Origin of the sequence: Ferribacterium limneticum (genome assembly GCF_020510625.1) — a bacterium.
Lineage (GTDB): Bacteria > Pseudomonadota > Gammaproteobacteria > Burkholderiales > Rhodocyclaceae > Azonexus > Azonexus limneticus_A.
Genome location: NZ_CP075191.1, coordinates 1,083,121 through 1,105,722, shown reverse-complemented (window position 1 = coordinate 1,105,722; position 22,602 = coordinate 1,083,121). Strand labels below are relative to the sequence as shown.

At 60.3% G+C, this 22,602-nt stretch carries 24 protein-coding genes; 12 read left to right on the top strand and 12 right to left on the bottom strand.

The window, feature by feature from the left end; genetic code table 11:
- Positions 1 to 184 precede the first annotated feature (184 nt).
- The 4 genes from KI617_RS05280 to KI617_RS05265 form a co-directional block, all read right to left on the bottom strand.
- Positions 185 to 2,296 (bottom strand): hypothetical protein, encoded by a 2,112-nt coding sequence (locus KI617_RS05280; RefSeq protein WP_226450976.1) that lies wholly within the window; start codon positions 2,294 to 2,296, stop codon positions 185 to 187.
- A 62-nt stretch (positions 2,297 to 2,358) separates the two neighbouring features.
- Complete coding sequence (locus tag KI617_RS05275; protein WP_226450975.1) at positions 2,359 to 3,693, bottom strand: hypothetical protein; 1,335 nt, start codon at positions 3,691 to 3,693, stop codon at positions 2,359 to 2,361.
- A 400-nt stretch (positions 3,694 to 4,093) separates the two neighbouring features.
- Positions 4,094 to 4,348 carry a hypothetical protein gene (locus KI617_RS05270; protein ID WP_226450974.1) on the bottom strand — a complete coding sequence of 85 codons (255 nt, stop codon included), beginning with the start codon at positions 4,346 to 4,348 and terminating at the stop codon, positions 4,094 to 4,096.
- Between the two features lie 163 nt (positions 4,349 to 4,511).
- On the bottom strand, positions 4,512 to 5,081 hold the full coding sequence (locus tag KI617_RS05265; protein WP_226450973.1) for a sigma-70 family RNA polymerase sigma factor: 570 nt from the start codon (positions 5,079 to 5,081) through the stop codon (positions 4,512 to 4,514).
- Positions 5,082 to 5,211: 130 nt separating this feature from the next.
- Here KI617_RS05265 and KI617_RS05260 point away from each other — a divergent pair, with 130 nt between their 5' ends.
- The 7 genes from KI617_RS05260 (at position 5,212) to KI617_RS05230 (ending at position 9,612) form a co-directional block, all read left to right on the top strand.
- Complete coding sequence (locus tag KI617_RS05260) at positions 5,212 to 5,379, top strand: anti-sigma factor family protein (protein ID WP_226452044.1); 168 nt, start codon at positions 5,212 to 5,214, stop codon at positions 5,377 to 5,379.
- Positions 5,380 to 5,410: 31 nt separating this feature from the next.
- Positions 5,411 to 5,743 (top strand): hypothetical protein, encoded by a 333-nt coding sequence (locus tag KI617_RS05255; protein ID WP_226450971.1) that lies wholly within the window; start codon positions 5,411 to 5,413, stop codon positions 5,741 to 5,743.
- Between the two features lie 68 nt (positions 5,744 to 5,811).
- Positions 5,812 to 6,654, top strand: coding sequence for an HvfB family MNIO-type RiPP peptide maturase (locus KI617_RS05250; protein WP_226450970.1), 843 nt, complete (start codon positions 5,812 to 5,814; stop codon positions 6,652 to 6,654).
- On the top strand, positions 6,654 to 7,412 hold the full coding sequence (locus KI617_RS05245; RefSeq protein ID WP_226450969.1) for an HvfC family RiPP maturation protein: 759 nt from the start codon (positions 6,654 to 6,656) through the stop codon (positions 7,410 to 7,412). Before KI617_RS05250 ends, KI617_RS05245 begins: the two co-directional genes overlap by 1 nt.
- Before the next feature lie 158 nt (positions 7,413 to 7,570).
- Positions 7,571 to 8,308, top strand: a complete 738-nt coding sequence (locus KI617_RS05240; RefSeq protein WP_226450968.1) for a toll/interleukin-1 receptor domain-containing protein — start codon at positions 7,571 to 7,573, stop codon at positions 8,306 to 8,308.
- Positions 8,309 to 8,497: 189 nt separating this feature from the next.
- Complete coding sequence (locus KI617_RS05235; protein WP_226450967.1) at positions 8,498 to 8,878, top strand: thioredoxin family protein; 381 nt, start codon at positions 8,498 to 8,500, stop codon at positions 8,876 to 8,878.
- A 5-nt stretch (positions 8,879 to 8,883) separates the two neighbouring features.
- Positions 8,884 to 9,612: a cytochrome c biogenesis CcdA family protein gene (locus KI617_RS05230; protein ID WP_226450966.1), complete on the top strand. Its 729-nt coding sequence runs from the start codon at positions 8,884 to 8,886 to the stop codon at positions 9,610 to 9,612.
- An 11-nt stretch (positions 9,613 to 9,623) separates the two neighbouring features.
- On the opposite strand, the gene KI617_RS05225 is transcribed toward KI617_RS05230, so the two are convergent.
- On the bottom strand, positions 9,624 to 11,786 hold the full coding sequence (locus KI617_RS05225) for a TonB-dependent receptor plug domain-containing protein (RefSeq protein WP_226450965.1): 2,163 nt from the start codon (positions 11,784 to 11,786) through the stop codon (positions 9,624 to 9,626).
- A 175-nt stretch (positions 11,787 to 11,961) separates the two neighbouring features.
- Between KI617_RS05225 and KI617_RS05220 the strand changes: the two genes are divergently transcribed.
- Complete coding sequence (locus KI617_RS05220) at positions 11,962 to 12,171, top strand: hypothetical protein (RefSeq protein WP_226450964.1); 210 nt, start codon at positions 11,962 to 11,964, stop codon at positions 12,169 to 12,171.
- 60 nt (positions 12,172 to 12,231) lie between these two features.
- Here the strand turns inward: KI617_RS05220 and KI617_RS05215 are convergent, their stop codons facing one another.
- From KI617_RS05215 to KI617_RS05185, 7 genes are all read right to left on the bottom strand, one after another.
- The gene (locus KI617_RS05215; RefSeq protein ID WP_226450963.1) at positions 12,232 to 13,143 is read right to left on the bottom strand and encodes a PEP-CTERM sorting domain-containing protein; all 912 of its coding nucleotides are present in this window, start codon (positions 13,141 to 13,143) and stop codon (positions 12,232 to 12,234) included.
- A 104-nt stretch (positions 13,144 to 13,247) separates the two neighbouring features.
- The gene (locus KI617_RS05210; protein ID WP_226450962.1) at positions 13,248 to 14,510 is read right to left on the bottom strand and encodes a mechanosensitive ion channel family protein; all 1,263 of its coding nucleotides are present in this window, start codon (positions 14,508 to 14,510) and stop codon (positions 13,248 to 13,250) included.
- The gene (locus KI617_RS05205; protein ID WP_226450961.1) at positions 14,507 to 15,769 is read right to left on the bottom strand and encodes an RsmB/NOP family class I SAM-dependent RNA methyltransferase; all 1,263 of its coding nucleotides are present in this window, start codon (positions 15,767 to 15,769) and stop codon (positions 14,507 to 14,509) included. Before KI617_RS05205 ends, KI617_RS05210 begins: the two co-directional genes overlap by 4 nt.
- Complete coding sequence (locus tag KI617_RS05200; protein WP_226450960.1) at positions 15,766 to 16,728, bottom strand: DUF3108 domain-containing protein; 963 nt, start codon at positions 16,726 to 16,728, stop codon at positions 15,766 to 15,768. Before KI617_RS05200 ends, KI617_RS05205 begins: the two co-directional genes overlap by 4 nt.
- A gap of 6 nt (positions 16,729 to 16,734) precedes the next feature.
- Positions 16,735 to 17,382 carry a phosphoribosylglycinamide formyltransferase gene (gene purN, locus KI617_RS05195; protein ID WP_226450959.1) on the bottom strand — a complete coding sequence of 216 codons (648 nt, stop codon included), beginning with the start codon at positions 17,380 to 17,382 and terminating at the stop codon, positions 16,735 to 16,737.
- Positions 17,379 to 18,083, bottom strand: coding sequence for a hypothetical protein (locus KI617_RS05190; protein WP_226450958.1), 705 nt, complete (start codon positions 18,081 to 18,083; stop codon positions 17,379 to 17,381). The genes purN and KI617_RS05190 overlap by 4 nt, the downstream gene beginning before the upstream one ends.
- The gene (locus tag KI617_RS05185; protein ID WP_226450957.1) at positions 18,083 to 18,727 is read right to left on the bottom strand and encodes a DedA family protein; all 645 of its coding nucleotides are present in this window, start codon (positions 18,725 to 18,727) and stop codon (positions 18,083 to 18,085) included. The genes KI617_RS05190 and KI617_RS05185 overlap by 1 nt, the downstream gene beginning before the upstream one ends.
- Positions 18,728 to 18,894: 167 nt before the next feature.
- Here KI617_RS05185 and parS point away from each other — a divergent pair, with 167 nt between their 5' ends.
- The 4 genes from parS (at position 18,895) to KI617_RS05165 (ending at position 22,582) form a co-directional block, all read left to right on the top strand.
- On the top strand, positions 18,895 to 19,443 hold the full coding sequence (gene parS / locus KI617_RS05180; protein WP_226450956.1) for a type II RES/Xre toxin-antitoxin system antitoxin: 549 nt from the start codon (positions 18,895 to 18,897) through the stop codon (positions 19,441 to 19,443).
- Positions 19,440 to 19,913 (top strand): RES family NAD+ phosphorylase, encoded by a 474-nt coding sequence (locus tag KI617_RS05175; RefSeq protein WP_226450955.1) that lies wholly within the window; start codon positions 19,440 to 19,442, stop codon positions 19,911 to 19,913. Before parS ends, KI617_RS05175 begins: the two co-directional genes overlap by 4 nt.
- A gap of 139 nt (positions 19,914 to 20,052) precedes the next feature.
- Positions 20,053 to 21,876: a DNA mismatch repair endonuclease MutL gene (mutL, locus tag KI617_RS05170; RefSeq protein WP_226450954.1), complete on the top strand. Its 1,824-nt coding sequence runs from the start codon at positions 20,053 to 20,055 to the stop codon at positions 21,874 to 21,876.
- A gap of 82 nt (positions 21,877 to 21,958) precedes the next feature.
- Entirely contained in the window at positions 21,959 to 22,582 is a 624-nt protein-coding gene (locus KI617_RS05165; protein WP_226450953.1) for an ORF6N domain-containing protein, read from the top strand.
- Positions 22,583 to 22,602 lie beyond the last annotated feature (20 nt).

The following is a 22,602-nucleotide window of genomic DNA, read 5'->3' as shown; positions in this document are numbered from 1 at the left end:
CTCTCGAATACCCCCCGATTCGAGACCTCCCTGTTACCCCGCCCTCGTGGCGGGGTCTTTTTTTCCGGTCGCCGCCTCTTCGTACTCTCGATAGGCCAAAGCCCCGAATCCAGCAAGAAGGATTCGGGGCTTTGGGTAGATTACGCCGGTGATGCGGCTGCGTCAGTCACGCCGACCGCCGCTTTCAGTCAACGCCATCGTGTGCCGCCTCCAGGCAAAAGCCCGCGCTATCGGAGGCGTACCATCCCTGGCTCTGGCTGGCGACGATGGTGCGATCGCGCACGACCAACTCGACCACGTAGCCGCAATCGACCATGCCAGTAGTGTCGAGCGACCAGGCATCGCCGGTGATGGCGGTATTCGATACGCCCGCGCTCGGCGCCGTGACCGCCTCGCCCGGATCGTTCAGGCCGGGCGGCTTGACGCCTATCGTATAGCTCAGCAGATGGAGATCGCGGGCGATGAAACTGCCACCGATCACTGCGCCGGTCGGGAACTTGCCGCAATTGCCGGTACCGGTCGTGATGTCGATGCTGGCGCTCGGCCCGGTGTTGTCGAGCTGGATCAGCTGCGAGTCGGTGCCGAGATAGTTGCCGCCCGGGTCGTAGCTGCTCAGCGAGACGATCCAGCGCGCGTCGCCGGCCGAATCCCAGTGCCCGAGCAGTGCATTCACGTTATCGGTGAACGCCTGGTAGGCGAAGCGTTGGGTCACCGGGTTGGCGTTGAGCTTGTAGGTGCTCCCATCCTGGCGCGTCAGCGTCAGTTCAGTCAGCACCGGCGCCGGGACGCCACCGCCCTCGGGTGTGACTTCAACCTTGTAGGTGTAGCCGGCGGGTAGCGGCGCGCCCTGCAGGGTCACCGCGGCGCCGAACGGACAAGCACCGCCGACCGGCGCGTTGTTCAGCGCGAACACCGCATCCGGCGTGGTCATGCCGCTGGCGTCGTCGATCATGCTGACCGGAATGCCGCCGAGGATGGCGATCTTGCCGGCTGGTGCATGCATCGCCCCGAGCGGCGCGACGTGAATCAGCGTTTCTTCGCGATTGCCCCAGGCCGGCACATGGTTGGGCGCATTGCCCGGCACCGCGACATTCCACGACAAGATGGCACGGATGCGCACGACGACCGGCCCGTTCTGGCAAGGTTTGCGATGGGCCGACAAATCCACCGGCAGGCGCACCGCGTAGCTCACGCCATCGGCGGGAATGTTGGCCAGATCGTAGACACGCACCTGCGCGGTGCCGAGAAAACTCTCGAAACTGCCGTTGCCGTCGAAATCTGCCCACCAGGAAACATACTCGGCGCTGCCGGCGGTGCACGGGCCGCCCGAATAGCCCTGGCTGCGCTTGAGCTTGATGACGCCGATCAGGGTATCGGGGCTGTTCGGGTCGAGGCCGATGCAGCCGAGCTCTTCGTAGCTGGTGTCGCCGTCGGTTTTCGGGAAGAGCAGATCGCCGATATTGGCCGGGATCTCGATGCCGGGCAGCAACTGGGCGCTGAGTTCGCCATTGAAGGCATGCGGACCGGCGGTCAGCGCGTGCATTTCCTTGAAGGCGAAGCGGTGGGCCGGAATGCCGGCCGCCTTGTAATGCACGGCGAGATCGGCCGCAGCGAGGATTGGCATCTTGGACGGCAGCGGCTGATCGAGATCGAGCGCCTCCTTGAGCAGCGGCGGCAATTTGAGCTTGGCAGCCTCGAACACCTCCTTGCCAGTGAACAAGCGGCGCGGCTCGACCTGAATCGTCGCGTCGCGGAGATTGCCCCAGGGCGGAATCCAGTTGGGCTGGTTGGGCGGTGGCGGCGCGTTCCACGACAGGATGGCGCGGACGCGGATCAACTGCGCGCCGAGGAAGCAAATGCGGCGCGTCGGGTTCACCGGCAGTTGCACCGCGTATTCGAGCCGCTTGCTGCCGTCGGTGCCCTGCGGGATGTTCCAGGCCTGGAAGCTGGTCAGGCCTTGATCGACCCAGGTCGCCCCCTGATCGAAGGAGAGATAGAAGCGGACATATTCGGTGCTGCCCTGGCCGCAGAGGCCGCTGCCGTAACCCGACGGCTGGTAGACGTGCACCACGCCTTCGAGCCGTTGCTGCTGCGGTTGATAGCCGACGCACACCAACTCCTCGTAAAAAGTATTGCCGGCCAGCGGCAGTACCGGTTTGAACGGGCTCGATTGCAGCGAGCCAAAGTAATTGGGATTGCTCAGCAGCAGCGCCTTGTACTTCTCGCGCTCATTGGTGTACGGGCCGTTCATCACGGCTTTCGACTTGCTCACGGCCTTTTTCAATTCGTCATTCATGGCTAAACCTCCTGGTGGTGGATACCGGCTTTGCTACACAAGAAATTGGACTAGCCAGAAATTCATGGCGTGACGGGTTCCACCCCTGAGATGGGGCAGCAGCGATACTCCTGCGATTTTTCGAGCAGTTCGATCTGCTTTTTAAGCAGTTCGTTTTGCAACTGCTTGTGCTCCAGTTCAAGCTGGATCGATTTTTCGAGCGCCGGCTCACAGGTGTCGCACTCGTCCAGACAGCCTTTGACCAGAAGGCCCGGCGTCGGCAAGGAGCTGATTCGCTCAAAGGAGAGTTCACCGACCAGCTCATCGAGCACCTTGCCGTTCTTGTCGATCAGGCGTTCCTTGATAAGGGACTGATCGACCTCCTGCAAGGCGCGCGCCTTCAGTATCGGGGAGATCGATTGCACATTGCTGTCGAGAGCCGAGAGGCGGGCCAGATTGGCCCCGGCCGCCTCCCGGCTCAGGCCTGCGGCAAAGTTGGCATTCTGTTTGGCCAGCACGCTGTCGCGGCCAAGCTGCTCGACTTTCAGACGATTGGGATCGGTCGCCAGCACGGCGCTGGGAATGGCCGAGATGCCACCGTCGGCGGCGAAGGGATTGTTCGAGACGCGCGTCTCGGCGGCCGGATCGATGACGCGTCTTTGAATGGCGACAATCCTGAACTTGATGGTCTGGGTCTTGTTGATCTGGTAGAAAAAGTAGGTCACCGCGCGGCAGCGATTGGGGTTGGAAAACTCGCGTGACGACGACTCCTGGTGGTCTTCCGACTCCCCTTGAGTGTGAGAACGGCTGGACACTTCGCCGACCGAGACCGAACTGGCGGCGCGCGTTGCCGATTCGGAGCGACGGTCCGAAGCACTGGCGTGCTGGCTCAACTCGCGCATGAACGACGATGTCGATGACGCATCGTAGGAACCGCTGACATCGACCGACGGCCCCGAAAAAATGGCGCCGAGGGCGCTGCTGGTTTCGCCGTGCCCCCGGGCCGACCCATTGCTGCTGGCGTACGCACTGCCGGCGTCGCGCACCGACAGGTCGGACATGAAATCCTGCATGCTCGACAGGTAGTAACGTTCCTCGGAGGTTTGTTCGTGCCGGTAGCTCACCTTGCTCTCGCTATCGACGCTGAATCGGGTGCGGCGATCGGAGGTGAACAGCCGGACCTTCTCACCCGGCAGCAGCGTCGTGCTGTACACCAGGTCGCCCAGGGTCATCGGCCCCGGGCAGCGTTCCAGGCGGGCATGGATGAGCACCTCGACCTGGATACGCCGCCCCCCTGCGGCGACGTTGGTGGTGTGGCGTGTCCGATAGTGAAAATCCAGGACATCGCAGACGGTATCTTTGGCGAGCGCCGGGCAACAAGGCACGCCCATGGGTTCTTCGCTGGCAGTGGCATTCATTTCTTTTCTCCTGGCTAGGTGACGAAAACGACAGATGCCAGACGAATAGCGCAACAAACATGCCAAAAATTTAACAACCTGCAATCAATTGCTTATTGGGAGTTTCGTCCAATAATCAGCACCCGGATGTCGCGCCACGGAGACAGGGAAAAGCCCTTCCATGCCAAGCACATGATTATTGGCTGATTAATTTGTCTTGAAAAAGAGACATGCCAAAGGCTTATTCAGATGCCGCCAATGGGATTTCGGGTGGCCTGAGGCGGGAATGCCGACGAAGGGCCCACCAGCGACAAGACGATGCCAAGCGAGCCGTTGCGCCCCGGGGGCTGGCATTGGCATTACGCATGGATCGCTGGCAACCGGTGCCCATCGTTCACCAGATAGGCGAGCCGGTAGCTGCTTAATCAGCCGCCGCAGGCGATGGCGCGTGACGAACGGCGGCAGCTTGGCCGGCCCGGAGCACACCGTTGCCATGCCAGAACAACAATGCCCAGATCAACGAGCCGAGCGGCAGGACAACGCCGACCGCGAAGAGAAGAACCTTGACTGAACGGCCCCAGCGCGAGCGCGCAGCGAACATGAAGCCCGTTGCCTGCGGTAGTCGGCGAACCCAAATGGCGTAGCCGCGAAACAATGCAAGGGCATTTTTAATCACGGCGGGCAAATCCTTGTCTGGTCATCGCCCGATTGTGGGCGACGCGCATTACCCGGTGATGACTGCCGAAAAATGCCTGAGCAACGGCGGTCGCCACCCGCTCATTGATCGCCCATGCCGCACGGCGATCACGGCCCGCCAAAACCGTGATGCCCGCAGCTGCCTACGCTGCTTCGCCGAACCAGTTGGCGCCAAGACAGGCGCGCAGCGCCAGCCGGGCACGGTGCAGTTGCACCCAGCAGTTGTTGCTGGTGATCGCCAGGGTCTGACAGATTTCGTCGGTATCGAAGCCGAGCACTTCGCGCATGGTGAAGATGCGAGCGCTCGCTTCCGGCAGGCGGTAAAGGCAGGCCTCGAAAACCTCCCAGAAACGCTTGTTCTCCATCGCCTCCTGCGGCGTCTGCCATTCCGACGGCCGGGTATCTTCGGCCCAGTGCTGGCGATCATCGAAATAGGCATTCAGATCGTCGTCGTTTTCAACATCGGCGACGACATTCTCGCGAACCTTGGCCCGCAGCACATCGACGATCTTGTGCTTCAGGATGGAGAGTACCCAGGTGCGCAAGGACGCCCGGGAAGCAAATTTTTCCCGGCCCTGCAGGGCGCCGGCCAGCGCCTCCTGAACCGCGTCTTCGGCCTGGGCACGATTTCGCAACTGCATCTCGGCGAAGCGCAGCATGTCGCGACGCAGGCCTGTGAGAAACTCCGGGTCGTGCAGCGGGTCAGAGGACATGTCGTCTCGATAGGTTTTGTCATCGCAGATCTTACTGTAAAAAAATTTTGTAAGGTTTTGATGACCGTGCCGACTAATGGAACAGGCCCTCAAGCCAGGACGCAGAACAGGAATTGAAATGATCAGCTGCATGGAAGCCACCCGCCTCGCCTCGATACAGATGGAACGCAAGCTCAGTTTTTGGGAGCGCGTTCAGTTTCGACTGCATCTGGCGATATGTATCGGTTGCCGACGGGCTGAAAAGCAGTTCGCATTCATGCGTCAGGTGACGGGGGCCTGGATGAGTCCCAAAGACTGATCCGACCACCTCAATCTCAACGGAGCAAATCATGAAAAAACAAAATCTCGTTTCCCTGGCTGTCGGCTCTGCCTTCGCCACCCTTGCCTTCAGCCCGGTTGCCCACGCCGCCGACAACCCGTTTGGCGCCACCAAGCTGGAAGCCGGCTATCAGCTAGCCCAGGCCGATACCAAGATGAAGGACGGCAGCTGCGGCGGCGACAAGAAGATGGACGCCAAATGCGGTGCCGACAAAAAGGCAGCCGAGGCAAAGTGTGGCGCCGACAAGAAGAAAGACGCTTCCTGCGGTGCGGCCAAGAAATCGACCGAAGCCAAATGCGGCGCGGACAAGAAAAAGGACGCCTCCTGCGGCGCCAAGAAATAAGGCTGGGTTGATCGGCTGCGGCGCAGGGTTCGCCCTGCCCGCTTTTCTTCTCAACGGAAATCACGCTAATGTTGCCACGCCACGCCCACGGTGCCGGCCTCGGCTTTCGCCGCGAACTGATCGAAGCGCTGAAAGCCGGCGTGCCTGAGGCCATCCGCTTTTTCGAGCTTGCCCCGGAAAACTGGGCCGGCATGGGCGGTCGCTCCGCCAAGGAGCTGCGCCAGTTCACCGAACGTTACCCCTTCGTCTGCCACGGCCTGTCGCTATCGCTTGGCGGACCGGGGCCCCTGGATGAAGCCCTGCTTCGGCGCATCAAGGCTTTCATGAGCGAACACGGCATGGCGTTGTACACCGAACACCTGTCGTGGTGCGCCGACGACAGCCATCTCTACGACCTGCTGCCGATCCCGATGACCGAGCCAGCCGTCAAATGGACGGTCGAACGCATCCAGCGGGCGCAGGACATACTCGGCCAGCGCATCGGCATCGAAAACGCCTCGTACTATGTCGCACCACCAGGCGCCGAGATGAGCGAGGCCGAATTCATTTCCAGCATCATCCGTGAGGCCGATTGCCTGCTGCATCTCGACGTCAACAATATCTACGTCAACAGCCGTAATTTCGGCTTCGACCCGCTCGCTTTCATGCACGCCCTGCCACTCGAACGCACCTGCTACGTCCATGTCGCCGGCCATTACGTCGAGCCGGATGGGCTGCTGATCGACACCCATGGCGCCGAAGTCATCGACCCGGTCTGGTCGCTGCTCGAAGCGGCCTACACCCGCATCGGCGGCACTGTGCCGACCTGCCTTGAACGCGATTTCAACATTCCCGATTTGCCAGCGCTGACCGCGGAAGTCGAGCAGATCGCCCGTTTGCAGGCCGCCGCCGCACCCCGGAAGGCCGCCTGATGAGTGCCGATTTCCAGGACTTCCAGCGCGCCTTCGCCGACCACCTGCGCGACCCGCAACACACCCCGCGCCCACCCGGCGTGCCGGCCCGACGCATGGCGGTGTACAACGAACTGCTGTTCAACAATATCTGCGGCTTTGTCGACCGCTGCTTCCCGGCCAGCCGGGCCATTCTTGGCGAAAAGCGCTGGCGACGGCTGTGCCGGACCTTCTACCGCGACTGGCCGCTGCACACGCCGTGGTTCCGCGAAATTCCGCGCGAATTCGTCCGCTATCTGGCCGAAGCCGAGATCAGTCAGCCGCTCCCCGTCTGGCTGGCCGAACTGGCGCATTACGAATGGGCTGAACTGGCGGTCGACGTCATCGATGCACCGAGGCCCGCACACGACCCCGCCGGCGACCTGCTGCGCAACCCGGTCGCCCTCAACCCGGCCCTCCTCAACCTCGCCTACACCTGGCCGGTGCACCGCATCAGCCCGGATTACCGCCCGCGCAAGCCACAGCCAACTTACCTCGCCGTCTACCGCGATGCCAACGACGACGTGCAATTCAGCCAGATCAACGCCGTCACCAGCCGCCTGCTGAGCCTGCTCGCCACCGCACCAACCACCGGCGAAACCGCCATCCGCCAGATCGCCATCGAACTGCAACACCCCGCCCCCGAACAACTGCTGGCCCACGGCGCAACGTTGCTCGACGACTTGCGTCGGCAGGGCATCGTGCTTGGCAGTTTGATCAGCGCGATTTCGTTGTCCTGAGCAGGTTTTATCAGGCAACAATCGGCCAGGAGTGATCGCTGACCCACTGTTTTCTCAAGCGGACAATCGACTACTGCGTGTATGCTTTCGGCGTTATTCGGCTCGGGCACCGGTGAAAATTCGAGCCTGGCCCCTTTTACCCAACAGGGCATTCAAACATGAGCATTCCGAAGGTATTCATCTCCTACTCCCATGACTCACTCGATCACAAAAAATGGGTTCTGGATCTTGCAACCCAGCTTCGTTCATCTGGGGTGGATGCTGTAATCGATCAGTGGGACCTACGTCCAGGGGATGACCTCGCTTATTTTATGGAAACGCAGGTGGCAGCAGCGGATAAGGTACTGATGGTATGTACTGAGAAGTACGTGGAAAAAGCCAATGCAGGCGTAGGAGGTGTTGGCTACGAAAAAATGATCGTCACAGCAGGATTGCTTGCACGCATTGATTCAAACAAAGTAATCCCTCTTATTCGCCAAGTAGCGGGAAATAAGCTACCCACATTCCTGCAAACAAAACTGTATCTTGACTTCTCACGCCAGGATCAATTTGAGTTTTCTTTCGATGAGCTAATTCGAACCCTACACAACGCCCCATTGTTTGAAAAACCACCTATTACCAAATCCCCTTTCCCAGTTATTCCAAAGGCAGCCTCCCCAACAAACGATGGATTGAGAGAGTTGATGTCAGTCGTTGTTATGCTGTTTGAGACAAATAGCAGGGACCTTCAGCGCTATGCTGATCTTGTAAATGCTATGGATATATCACGAGTAATGATTGATCTGCTCGTTGAAGAGGCTGTTCAACTAGGCTATTTGACTCAACCTACCGCGACTTTGTATCAGTTGACCAAGAGTGGAAAACTGTATGCTCTCGAAAAGGGACTTATTAAGTAGGGCGTTTCTGTGGCAACTCTGGAGGTCCGTATTTTTAACCCATTAAGGTCTGATGGACACCTTTGAACCTATCCCTCTGGATGCAGTCCCGCAGCCAGCATTCCCCACGGCTGAATCATTCCCCGTTGAGCTGTAAGTTTTTCGCCCCGCCGGCGACTAATGATTACCCCACTTCAACGGAGAATAATCATGAAAACCATCCAGCTTCTCGCCGGCCTCGCCATCTCGGCCGCTGCCAGCCTCGTCTTCGCCCTCGACATCCAGCCCTACTCGCCGGAAACGCTGGCGGCCAAACAGAAGGCCGGCGAAGCGGTGGCCCTGCATTTCCACGCTGACTGGTGCCCGACCTGCCGTGCTCAGGAAAAGGTGTTCAACGGCTGGAAGGGCGATGCCGCGGTGCCCGGCACGCTGCTCATCGTCAATTACGACAAGGAGCGCGAGTTGAAACGCCAGCTTGGCGTGCGCACCCAATCGACGGTAATTGTCTACAAGGGCAGCAAGGAAACCGGGCGTCTGGCCGGCGAGACTGACGCCAAGACGCTGCGCGCCGTGCTCGACAGCGCGAAGTAAGCGCCATGGACATTCCCCTCGCCCACCTCGGCCTGAGCCTGGTCGCCGGCAGTTTGACGACACTCTCGCCCTGCGTTTTTCCCATCCTGCCGCTGGTCCTCGGCGGCGCCGTGCAGGCCAACCGGCTGGCGCCGCTGGCCATGGGCCTCGGCATGGCCATTTCCTTTGCACTGATCGGCGTCGTGCTCGGCGCTCTCGGCCCGGCCCTCGGCATTGATTCAGACAGTGTTCGGCTGTTCGGCGCCTGGCTGCTGATCGCCTTCGGCCTGGTCATGCTGGTGCCGGTGCTCAATCAGCGCTTCACGGAATGGATGCTGCCCATCGCCTCGAGTGCCAATGCGGCTTCTGCCAAGCTCGACGGTGGCTCGCTGACCGGTGCACTGCTGCTTGGCGGCGTGCTCGGCCTGGTCTGGAGCCCCTGCTCCGGCCCACTGCTCGCCTCGGCCCTGACGCTGGTCGCCAGCGAAGGCGGGGCGCTGCGCGGTGGCACCATTCTCGGCCTGTTCGGCATCGGCGCGGCGATCCCGCTGGTCGCTGTCGCCTACGCCTCGCGGCGGGGGTTCAGTGTGGCAAGAGGCTGGGTGCTGGCCCGCATTGACGGGATCAAGAAGGCCTTTGGCGTCCTGATCCTGCTGACCGGACTGGCCATTCTTTCCGGCGCCGACAAGTGGCTGGAAGCACAAGTGGTTTCAGTGCTGCCGGACGCCTGGGTGCAGGCGACGACGCTGTTCTGAAATCCTGCTGATCAGAAATTGAGGCGCAGCGAGACCCATTGCAGGCGGTCAGCAATGCGGTTGACCGTCCGTCCCTGCTGTGACTCGTTCGCCATCTGCACCGTGTAAGCCAGTTCGCCCCGTACTGGCCCAAGGGTGAAGCCCTTGGCAAGACGCCAATCGAAGCGCTCACTGGCCTCGATGGAGGTCGGATCGTTCCGCCGCCAGCGCATCGGTGATGCCCGGAAATACATAACGGAGGCCTGCAAACCGTAGGGCAGTTTCTGGATCAGCATGGCCGACTGCGAGTGGGTCGGTGCCGAATCGCGCGTTTGCGTAGCGATCTTGTAGGTGTTGGGGCCCCGATCATCGGCTACCCGATTGATGTCGGTGAGTTCAGCTTCGATACAGACGAGCGCACTGCCGTAAATAAGGCGTGTGCTATCGAATGGCCGCCATTGCAGTTGATACTCGTAACCCTTGACGCGAACGTTTTCCAGATTGACGGCGGCATCGGCACGCCCGTAGTGATAGGTTGCGAAATTAAATGCAGCATTATCACGTGTGCTCTGACGGTCATTTTCATCAGGAATGCCAGCCGGGAGCGGGAGCGGAAGAATCTGGATGTAGTTTGGAATCCGCTCGCTGAACATGCGAACATCGAGGCTGGCCCGGTACTCCTTCAATTCAGCCAGATAACCGATTTCCATCGTATCGATACGCTCTGGCTCTACGCCTTGTGCCAGATAATTGATATCCAGTATTCCTGTATAAGCGTCGCGCCGGTCAAAACGCCCGGAAGTTTCATAGAGGCTCGGATTCCTGTGCGCCCTGGAAACAGAAAAACGCAGCGTGTGCCCCGGCAGAACGTGATAGCTGACACTGGCACGAGGATCGAACATCCAGCCAGTGACGCTATCGTGCTCAGCGCTTGCACCGAGATTGAAGAGCAGAGATTGAAACGGGCGATACTCGAGATTGCCGAAAGCTCGGTAGGCAAAACGATCTTGCCAGCCAGGCGTCGAGAACTGGGCGTATGACTGGAGCTCGGTAAACTTTGCGCCCGCGCCCCATGCCGCCCGCGTGGCTGGCGAGAAAGAGAGCCGATGCTCGACTTCCAGTTCATGAAGCATGGAGCGGCCACCGGGATCATACGAAAACCGTAACGGCGCCGAGGTGCCAGAAGGCGTCGTGATACTGTGCTCTCGCCAATAGCGACCGTAAGCCCAATCCTCGGTATAGGCGTAACGAAGCTTCAATTCATCGGTCGGCGAAAAAACACGACGCCATTGGATGCCAAAGGCAGTCGAGGACTGCTCGAGATTGCGCAAGGGATCGTTACTCGGACTTCCCGGCCGCCCGTATTGGGTCATGTCCCGCGCAAAGGTGCCGGTCAATTGCAGATCATCGCGGGCTGACAGCGGCAGATCAACGCGCAAATCGAACAACTGGGACTGACGGCTATCCGGCGCGTAAGTCCATTGGTCCAGATTATTGACCCGGTAGAAGCCCCGCTGAAAACCGTCATCCTGCAAGGAGCGATAGGTCATGCGCACATTCGCTTCGCCGATTCGCTCCCCCCAACTCACCATTTCGTCACGAATTCCGTTATTGCCGTGATTGGCAGATACCTGCCAGCCTTTGGTCAGGGCCGGATCAATCGAGATGATATTCACCACGCCCATAAAGGCGTTTGAGCCATAGGAAACCGTATTCGAGCCCCGGATCACTTCTATACGCTCGATGTTCTCCTGTGCTACCGGCAGCAGATTCCAGTTGACCCCCGACTTGAACAAGGGCGAATACTGCGAACGGCCATCGACCAGTACCTGCACACGCGGCCCGTACTCTTCCCCCGCGAGACCATTAGCCAGCCCGTGATAGGCGACGATGGCCGGATCCTGATTGTGCGACGTCACCTGAAAGCCCGGCACCAGCCGGAGCAGGTCTTCAACCGTCCGCATGCCCGAGGCCCGGATCATTTCCTGATCGATCACCGTGACCGATGCGGGGGTTTCGGAAAGCTGCTGTGGCAAGCGACTGACCGAAGCGACGATCGGCATTTCGCTGAAAAACAGTTCGTCATCGGCGCTTGCCGGGAATGCCAGCAGTACTGCGACAAACAAAGCCGCCTGTCGCAGGCGCAGCGGAAATTGCATTTCTGTTGAGTTCACGTTGCTCTTCTGCGAGAACAACCTGGCGACGAGGCAGAAACGCTGACCCAGGCTGTATCGAAACAAGGACTTGTCGATTGCGGAGGGGCCGAGTTTAACAAAGATTTACCGCCCAACCCCACCGCCGAGACCTAGGGTATTACCTCGTTTCGTTCAGCATTCGCACTTCCCGCTGCGGGAAGGGAATTGCCACGCCGTGTTCCTTGAAGGCACGCCAGAGGGCGAAATTGACGTCGGACACGATGTTGCCCTTGCCCTCTTCCGGGTCGTCGATCCAGAAACCGAGTTCGAGGTTGATGCTGCAATTTCCAAAGAGAGAAAAACGGGAAAGTTGAGGCCCGAGTTACGGCGGCGGCACTGTTCAAGAAATAATCCCGGCAAGAAATACTTGACCGGGATTATTTGAGCGCCATTTCCGTATTTATCCTGAGCACTTGGCTCAGCGGCATCCATTACGCCAAGGTGATTAACTCAAAGATTTACGCCGACGGGCAACCAGCGTCATCAACCCCAAGGCTACCAAGGCCATCGGTAGCGTTTCTGGCTCGGGAACAGACATCGGAGCAGTTGGCAAAGCCACTGCACCAACGCCAGAACTCTTCAACGGGTCATCTGGATCGCCGATACGTGGGGGCAGCGGCGTGTAGGTCGTGGTGTAGGTGTAGTCCTGAACCACCAAATCCCAGCCGGTCTGATCGGGACTCAGTGTTTTGCCCGAATAGGCCAAAAAGCCGAATGCCGGCGCAATACCTTCATGCCACAAATAGCCTGCCGAAGACCAGATTGTATTCCCGTCCTGATCCGTGACTTCGTCGTGTAAAAAATCGACCGGATCATCATCCGGAGAGTTGGCGAGCCACCCCATAACGTCAGCTTGACTGAACAACGGAGCCAGTCCATAGCGGTAAGACCAGTCATAGGGCCAGTCGCCGGGAGCAGAAGAGGGATCAGTCACATACCATTCAAGCACCTTGTAGGGATTATCGAACAAGGAATTACCAGTCGAATTGCTCCAATTCTGCGAATTTGCATCCACCAAGCGCCAAGACCACCCATCTGGCTGGTAAATGGAAGCCTGGTTGACCGTATTCCAGGCCGCTGCACTCAAGATGGGGAGAGCGTAAGAGGTAATGACGGGAATTTCGTTGTGAACCTGAGTCTGCTCGACACGCGGAGGACCGGCACTGATTAGGGTAGTCGCCGAGTTGTAATCGGCTGAGCCCGTGTTCGCCACGACAAAGTTGTACCAGGCATTGCCATTACCCAAATTCTCGGTTTCCCAATAGGTCAGATAACTCTGGCTATATGCGAAGGCATCTGCGACAGGGAATAGGCCGGAAAACAGGGCAACGGAGAATACTGAAAGAGAGCGACGCAAAATTATTTCCCCATGGAAGTAAGAAACCGCAAAAAAACTCGGGCAGCATTATACCAAGGGGATTTATTGCGCAATGGAACTACAGAACCAGAGATTGAAATATTTCAAGTCGGCGTATTCAACAGCCTAACTTCCCGCTGCGGGAAGGGAATTGCCACACCGTGTTCCTTGAAGGCACGCCAGAGGGCGAAATTGACGTCGGACACGATGTTGCCCTTGCCCTCTTCCGGGTCGTCGATCCAGAAACCGAGTTCGAGGTTGATGCTGCTGTCGGCGAACTGGGTCAGGAAGACCTTGGGAGCCGGCGTGGCCAGCACGCGCGGATGGGCGGCGGCGACTTCGGTCATCAGACGTTGGGCCAGATCGAGGTCGGTGTCGTAGGCAACGCCGACGGTTGTCGTCAGTCGCAACTGGTTGTTGGAATAGGTCTGGTTCTGGACCGTGCTGCCGATCAAGGTTTCGTTCGGCACGATGAACTCGGTACCGCCGGGATGCTTGAGCACGGTGTAGCGCGTGGTGATTTGGGTCACTTCGCCGCTATCGGTGCCGACCTGGACGATGTTGCCGATGCGGATCGACCGGTCGAGCAGGATGATGAAGCCGGAGACATAGTTGCTGGCGATCTTCTGCAGGCCGAGGCCAAGGCCCACACCAAGGGCGCCGGTAAAGACCGAGAGTGCCGTCATGTCGATGCCGACCAGGGCCAGGCTGGTCAGGATGGCGATGACCGTCAGACCTGCTTTGGCGACGCGAACACCGACGATGCGCAGGTTGGCGTCGAGCGTATGCAGGCGCATCAGCTTCGCTTCGATGACGCCGGCAATCCACAGCGCGAAAACCACAGTCAGGAAGATGGTGGCAACGGCCCGCAGGATGGTCCACAAATCGACGTGTTGCTTGCCGACATGGAATTCCACGCCTTCCATGGCATCGATGACGTAAGGCGCCAGATCGGTGATGTAGAGCGCCAGCCAACTCCAGACCGTGGCGGCGATGATGCGCTCCCACGCGGTCAGCCAGGTCGCTCGCGGGAAGGCTTGGCGCAGCACGAAAATGACGCCGCGCACCAGGGCCATCGAGCCAAGCAGCGGCATGGCCAGCTTGAGCAGATTGACATGGATGAAGCCAGACAGCGTGGCGATGGCCAGGCCGGCCAGCACCATGCCGGTCAGCGGAAAGGCCAGGCGGGAGCCTGCATCGGAAAGCCGCCCGGCACCTTCTTCGTGGCGCCCCTGCCACCAGCGCGCCACCAGAAAAGCCAAGCCGAGACAAGCGACCAGCGCGACCACCTGCCAGATGAAATCCGGGTCGCGGAAATCGGCCAGCAGGTCGTTGATCAGGCGCAGGGCCGGGCTTTTTTGACTCATGCCTTTTTATCCAGAACAGCCGCGAAGAAACCGTCGGTATTGTGCTTGTGCGGCAGCAAACGCAGCACGTCGCCCTCGAACGTGATGCCCTGTTTGGCAAGCACCGCCGAGGCGGGAGTCAGCGAAAAATCGGGATGCTTTTCGAGGAAAGCGTCGATGATTTCATCGTTTTCTGCCGTCAGCAGACTGCAGGTGGCATAGACCAGACGGCCACCGGGGCGAACCAGCTTGGCCGCCGCTTCGAGAATCGAGGCCTGCTTGACGGTCAGTTCGGCCACCGAGGTTTCGCTCTGCCGCCACTTCAAATCAGGATTGCGGCGCAGAGTGCCAAGGCCGGAACACGGGGCATCGACCAGCACCCGGTCGGCCTTGCCGGCCAGGCGCTTGATCTTGGTGTCGCGCTCGTGCTCGATGCGGGCCGGATGAACGTTGGACAGGCCGGAACGGGCCAGTCGTGGCTTCAAATTGGCGAGGCGCTTGTCGGAGACGTCGAAGGCATAGAGACGGCCGGTATTGCGCATCAAGGCGCCAAGCAGCAGCGTCTTGCCACCGGCGCCGGCGCAGAAATCGACGACCATCTCGCCGCGCTTCGGCTCCAGCAGATAGCCAAGCAACTGACTGCCTTCGTCCTGCACCTCGTAAGCGCCTTCGAGGAAAAGCGCGGTCTTGGCCAGGGCCGGCTTGTCGCGCAGGCGAACGGCCATTGGCGACAAAGGGCCGGGTTCAGAGGCAATACCGTCGGCGGCCAGTTTTTCCAGCAGCGTCTCACGGTTCATTTTCAAGGTATTGACGCGCAGATCGAGCGGGGCCGGCTGATTCAGCGCTTTCGACAGAACCAGCGTTTCTTCGGCACCGAACTGGACTTCGAGGCGCTGGTAGAGCCAATCCGGCAGATCACAACGAACGGCCGGCGGCATCTCTTCTTCGCGCACCGCCTTGACCCCGGACAACCATTCTTCTTCGCTGGCCTTGAGGACCGGCGCCAGTTCGCGCTGGCTCCAGCCACGCGCCACGGCCAGCGCAGCCAGCAAGCGGTGACGATCGGACATCTGACCGCCACAGCGCGCCTCCAGGCTGCGCCCCCGGCGCAGCACGGCGAATACCGTTTCGGCGACAAAGGCGCGATCAGCATGGCCAAGCTCGCGATGGTCACGGAAATAACGTGAAACGACGGCATCGGCCGGATGATCGAAACGCAGCAACTGGCCGAGAACGGCCTCGGCGTGGGCAAACAGGGCGGGTGTGAAGCGGGCTTTCATGGTATTCCTATCTGGGTGGCGACTTGTTCGTAAATGTCGCCCTTCTTGTCGGTAAAGCGGATTTTAACCGGCAGGCGGTGCCGATCGAGTGCGATCCAGATTTCAGTGACGGTATCAGTCATGGCGCGCAGATGCAGCGTGCGGAAATGGCCGGCCGGCGTGTCGATTTCTTCTTCGCCCAACGAATCTAGGGCGTAACGGTCGTACTTCTTGCCGGTGACGACGCCGACAGTAGCCCCGGCTTCCGGCTGCTTGATGTACGCCAGGTGATAGTTCAGCGACAGGATGTCCTGGGCGCCGGGTGCCAGCGGGCGCACGTTGCCGTCGCGGGAAAGCCGGACGGCGGCATTGGGCCAGTCAAAATCGGCATTTTCGTTGGCATTCTTGCCGTTCTTGCGCGTCAGATATTGCTCGGGCTGCAAGCCGCCGGCCACCAGCCGGCCGCGGCTTTCGTTCTCGAAACGTACCGACTTGAACAGGGCAACCAGGCCGGTGGTTTCGGTCATGCCGCTCAGGTGGTAATGGCCATCCTCGGTGAATTCCCAGGTGTGCTCGGCGCGACCGATCGTAAAACCCTGCGTTCCCGTGGTGATCACGAAGCGGATGGTGCCCTTGGCCGGCAGCAGGGGCTTGACCGGCTCGGGGGCAGCCGCCGTGGCGGTCGCTGGCGTTTCCTGTACTGACTCGGGAGGCACTTCGGGCACCGGCACTACCGGCGCATCGGCCACCGACTTGCTGCTGGCCAGCGGCCCGGGCTTGAGCGGTTTGGGCCGCGGCTTGGCCACCGGCTTGTTCTCGGCTGCTGCTTTTGGTGCAACGGCCGGCGGCGGCTGCAACTCGGCGCGCAAGGTAACCGGCTCGTCGCTGGCACCGCCGAACAATTCAACGTCCGGACCAAACAGTGCGGCGACGTGAATGCCCAGCGAAGCGGCCAGCGCGAGGACGAACGCCAGGGGCATGGCGGCTTAGCGGATCTCGGGCGAGATCAGCACGGCGTGGTCGGCGAGTTCGGCCGCCAGCCGGACGCGGCCGTTTTCCAGCGTCAGCTTGTCTTCGGCAAACCAGCGCACCGCCTGCGGGTAAATCAGATGCTCCTGACGCAGCACTCGGGCCGACAGGCTGTCTTCGCTATCGCTGTCGAGCACCGGCACGGCGGCCTGAATGATCACCGGCCCATGATCCAGGGTGGGCGTGACGAAATGCACGGTGCAGCCGTGGATGCGCACCCCCTCTTCCAGCGCCCGCTGGTGGGTGTGCAGACCGGGGAAGGAGGGCAGCAGCGACGGGTGGATGTTCATCAACCGGCCTTCGTAATGACGGACGAAGCCTTCGCTCAGGATGCGCATGAAACCGGCCAGCACGACGAGGTCAGGCGAAAAATCGTCGATGCACTCGGCCAGCGCCGCATCGAAAGCCTCGCGACCGGCAAAAGCCTTGTGGTTGATGAAATGCGCCGCAATGCCTGCCTTCTGCGCGGTCTCCAGCCCCATGGCCTCAGGCCGGTTGCTGATCACGGCCGCGATGTTGACGGGCAGATTTCCAGCATCGCGGGCGGCGATCAGCGCCTCCAGGTTGCTGCCACGGCCGGAAATCAGGATGACGATATTCTTCATTTCAAAAAACTCACCGGTAAGAAAATGGTGCTGACCACCGAATGGGTCAGCCGGGAAAGACCGCGCCCGTTGCGGTCGGCGACGATCTGCGCCATGAAATCGAGCAGGCCCATGACGCGGCCGAATTCGCGCTCAAAGGACAAATTGCGATTGCCTGGGTCCAGCTCGTTGGAAAGCAGGAACAGTTCGCCCGCCGCATTGCGGTCATGGCCAAGTTTCCAGACGGCGATATCCATGTTGCGGGCGCTGTTGTAGAGCTTGATTTCGTTCAGGCTGTCGAGGACGTAGAACTCCTGCTTGTGCTCGAAAGCTGCATCGACCATGGTCTGCAGCCCGAAGACCAGCGCCATGACGCGGTCGCCGGCATAGGTTTCGGTAAAGGCCAGGGTCGCCACAGCCCCCTCGCGCTGGCCGTTGTATTCCGGCCAGGAACGGTACTGACGCTGACGCAGGCGCTCGATGGCCGCCTCACGACTGACTGCACCGCTCTTTTTCCACTCCTTGGGATTGCGCTTGTAGAGTTTGTCGGCAATCAGCAGCAGGCCATTCACCACCTCGGCCCGATTGGTATCGGCGATGCGGTCAACCTCCGATTTGGCCAGGTATTTGAGATCGACCGAGGTATCGGTCCGGCCATCCTTGCCCAGTTTCGTCGAACAGGCCGTCAGCATCACCACAAGAAGGACGGCCAGCCAGCGCATCAGGCCGTTTTCCGGTGCTGGAGGTAGCCGATGGCAACGGGCAGCAGCGAGACAACGATGATGCCGACGATGAGCAGCGACAGGTTCTGCTTGACCCACGGCATGTTGCCCAGCCAGTAACCGGCAAAGCACAGCGACATGACCCAGCCGGCGGCGCCGATCAGGTTGAACAGCGAAAACTTGGCGTACGACATGGCGCCGATACCGGCCACGAACGGTGCGAAGGTACGAAACAGCGGCAGGAAGCGCGAAATGACCAGCGTCTTGCCGCCATGGATTTCGTAGAAAGCATGCGTCTTTTGCAGCGCCGCCTTGTTGAAGAGGCGGGAGTTTTCCCAGTGAAAGACCTTGGGGCCGAGGAAGCGCCCGATCTGGTAATTGACCATGTTGCCGAGCACCGCTGCAGCGAGCAGGACGCCGACCAGCGTCCAGATATTCATGCCGCCCTCGCCGATCGCCGCCAGCGCACCAGCGACGAACAGCAGCGAATCGCCGGGCAGGAAGGGAAAGACGACAAAGCCCGTCTCGGCAAAGATGATGAAGAACAGGATGCCGTAGATCCACAGCCCGTATTGCTGGACGAGAACCGCCAGATGCTTGTCGAGGTGAAGAACGATTTCGATGAATTGGGTCAGGAGTTCCATGCGGGGCGCCAAGCTTTGAATGACGGTGCATTTTACCTCACGGCTACCTACAGACTGTGACGCAGCACTTTCCATTGGCGCCGCGGACGATCAACAAAATTTCCCTCCCACCCCAACCTTGTCGCCATATAATGATGCAATAAAAACCATCATACGAGGTATATCCGATGTCAAAACCTATCACCGGAATGCATGGCAAGGCCACCAAAGGCCCGCAGCTGACCATGTCGGCAGCTGAGATCGCGACCAGCGCGCTCACTCCACCAGGCCGTGGGCTCAAGCGTCAGGCCGGTAAAACCGCCAAGGTTCTTGTTGCCCCGCCGACAAATTTTGTGGTCGGCATGGCTGCCTCGGAGCAAGTTCGCGTCAGTCGGATTGGCTTGCCGGCCAGCACGGTCGATATCATGGCCAAGCGGCTCGGCATGTCGCGCTCCCTCTTCCTCGGCGAGATCGACATGAAGCAGAGCACGATTGAACGCCGCCTTGCCGAGAAAAAGCCGCTCACCACGACAGAAACCGATCGCCTGTACCGCGTCGAAAAAGTCCTGGCACGCGCCACGGAAGTCCTTGAGGACGAAGCCTCAGCCACCGCCTGGATACAGCATCGAATCCGCTCCCTCGGCGGCGTCACGCCCCTTTCCCTGCTCGATACCGATGCCGGCGTGGATCTCGTCATGGACACGCTCGGCCGGATCGAACACGGCATCGCGGCATGACCGTCAGCCTTTGGCGGATTGCCAAGAACACAGCCCAGTATCGAGCGAACGACATGTCCGGCGGCGGAGCCAAGGCCGTCGGCGGCCGCTGGAATTCAAAGGGCAACGCAGTCATCTACACCTCGCCGACAATCGCCCTGGCGACCCTTGAGACCCTTGCCCATATCGGCAACGAGATAGCGGCGCGAAATCGCTTCCTGATCCGGATTGAAGTACCGGATGATGTTTGGAAAGCCCGGGAAACACTGGATGTAGCCAGGCTCGATCCGACTTGGGTTTCAGAACCCCCTGGCATGGCCACCATCTCGCTTGGCGATGCTTGGATCAAAGGGAATACCGCGGCGCTCCTGGAAGTCCCCTCAGTCATCGTTCATGAGGAATTCAACGTACTCATCAATCCCGCCCACGCGGATTCAGCAGGGATCACGGCCAGCCTGGTTCGACAGTTTGTATACGATCCTCGCCTCTAGGCTTGAGCACATTCATCCATTGTCGGCATCCTGAAGTTGAGAGTTGTGCCTTGCGGACACCCCAGTTCTTGCGACGGCGAGCCGGCTTCCCGGCATCGTCGACCGCGCCTCCTCTGGTGCAATCTGGGATAATCCCGCCATGCCGACCATTGCCCGCCTCCCCGACCTGCTGATCAGCCAGATTGCCGCTGGCGAAGTGGTCGAAAGACCCGCTTCCGTCCTCAAGGAACTGCTCGAAAACAGCCTCGATGCAGGCAGCAAGGCCATCCAGGTGCATCTGGAAGAAGGCGGCGTCAAGTTGATCCGCATTACCGATGACGGTTGCGGCATTGCCAAGGACGAACTGGCGCTGGCCCTGACCCGGCACGCCACCTCGAAGATTTCCAGCCTCGACGATCTTGAACGCGTCGGCACCTTGGGTTTCCGTGGCGAGGCGCTGGCTTCCGTCGCTTCCGTTGCCCGACTGACGATTACCAGCCGAGAGCGTGGGGCGGCGCATGCCTGGAAGCTGCGCGGCGAGCCCGGCGCCGAACCGGAACCGGCCGCGCTGATGGCTGGCACCGTGGTCGAAATGCGCGACCTCTATTTCAACACCCCGGCCCGCCGCAAATTTTTGAAGTCGGAAAGCACCGAGTTCGCCCACTGCGCCGATGCCGTCAAGCGGCTGGCGCTGACCCGGCCGGATGTGGCGATCAGCCTGACCCACAACGGCCGCAACCTGTTCCAGCTGGCTCCGGCCGACGCCCCCCGGCGCATTGCCGACATCCTCGGCGACGACTTTCTCGGCGCCGCCCGGCGCATCGAAGCCGGCGCCGGTGCGCTGTCGATAGGCGGCTTCGCCATCGACCCGACCCGCGCCACCGATGCCAAAGATGGCCAGTACGTCTTCGTCAATGGCCGTTTCGTGCGCGACAAGATCATCAGCCACGCCCTGCGCGAAGCCTATCGCGACGTGCTGCACGGCAGCCGCCAGCCGGCCGTCTGCCTGTTCGTGAACATCGATCCGGCGCTGGTCGACGTCAATGTGCACCCGGCCAAGACCGAAGTCCGCTTCCGCGACTCGCGCGCCATGCACCAGTTCGTTTTCCACGCCATCCAGCGCACGCTGGCAGCGCCGGTGCAGGCAGAAAGCGCGCCGTCGCTGATCGAACGGAGTGAAGCAAGCAGCGAATATTCGAATTCGGTGGTCACGCCGGCAAACCGGCCAAATTACGAATATGCCCCGCCACTGCGCCACCAAGGCAGCCTTGGCGTCGCCGAACCGGCCGCCGCGGCCTACCTCGCCTTCGCCCGCGCCGTGCAGGACATCGGCCAGTCACCGGCCCCTCGCAGCGAAGTCGCCCCGCAATTCCAGCCCGTTGAAAGCACCGGCAGCGATGGCCCGCCGCTCGGCTACGCACTGGCCCAGTTGCACGGCATCTACATCCTCGCCCAGAACGCCCGCGGCCTGATCCTGATCGACATGCACGCAGCGCATGAACGCATCCTCTACGAAAAGCTGAAAACCGCTTTCGACAACCGCCAGATCGCCACCCAGGCGCTGCTCATCCCGGCCGTCTTCTCGGCCGACCCGCTCGACATCGCCGCCGTCGAAGAACACGCCGACGCCTTGGCCGACCTCGGTTTCTCGATCGCCCCGCTCGGCCCGAATCAGCTAGGCGTCCGCGCCGTCCCCGCCCTGCTCCAATCCGGCGACCCAGCCGCGCTGGCCAAATCCCTGATCGTCGAACTGCGCGAACACGGCATCACCCAGCTCGCCACCGCCCGCCGCAATGAACTGCTCGCCACCATGGCCTGCCACGGCGCCGTCCGCGCCCGCCGCCAGCTCACGCTCCCCGAAATGAATGCCCTGCTGCGGCAAATGGAAGAAACCGAACGGGCCGGTCAGTGCAACCACGGTAGACCAACGTGGACGGAGCTGACGATGGACCAGCTCGACAAGCTTTTCCTGCGCGGGCAGTAAGCAGCACTTACCCATATTGAATAGACGGCCATTACCGGCTGTCGTATGCTGATCGGCATTATTCCCATGCCAGCCAACGCACATGTCTGATTTTCTGGAAAAATCCATACCCGAGCGTGACACATTCCGCTCAGGACAGCCGACGGCAGCCCACCCTTTGATCAGCAGTCGCATCCGATTATTCCGCGAGTTGCGCATCATGCTTGATGCTGACCTGGCCGAACTTTACGGCGTCCATACCAAAGTGCTGGTGCAGGCAGTCAAACGCAATATCCAGCGCTTCCCGACGGATTTCATGTTTCAACTGACGACCGAAGAATTTGCCGCTTTGAGGTCACAAATTGTGACCTCAAAGCCCGGACGTGGAGGACGCCGCAGCGCTCCCTACGCTTTCACCGAACAAGGCGTGGCGATGTTGTCATCGGTTCTCGGCAGCGCCCGAGCCATTGCGGTGAATATCGAGATCATGCGCACCTTCGTCCGCATACGCGAACTAAGTGCAACGCACGACAATCTGGAAAAGCGGCTGGGCGAACTGGAAGAAAAAACCGAAGCAATGTCCTTGAAACATGACAACTTTAGCCACAACACCCGGCTGCAACTTAAAGAGGTATTCGAAGCTATCCGACAATTAATGGCGCCAGCTGACCCGCCCAAACAATCGATTGGTTTTATTCGACCAAGAACCCCAAAGAGTTCAGCGTAAGCTCAATTCCGGTCAAAACA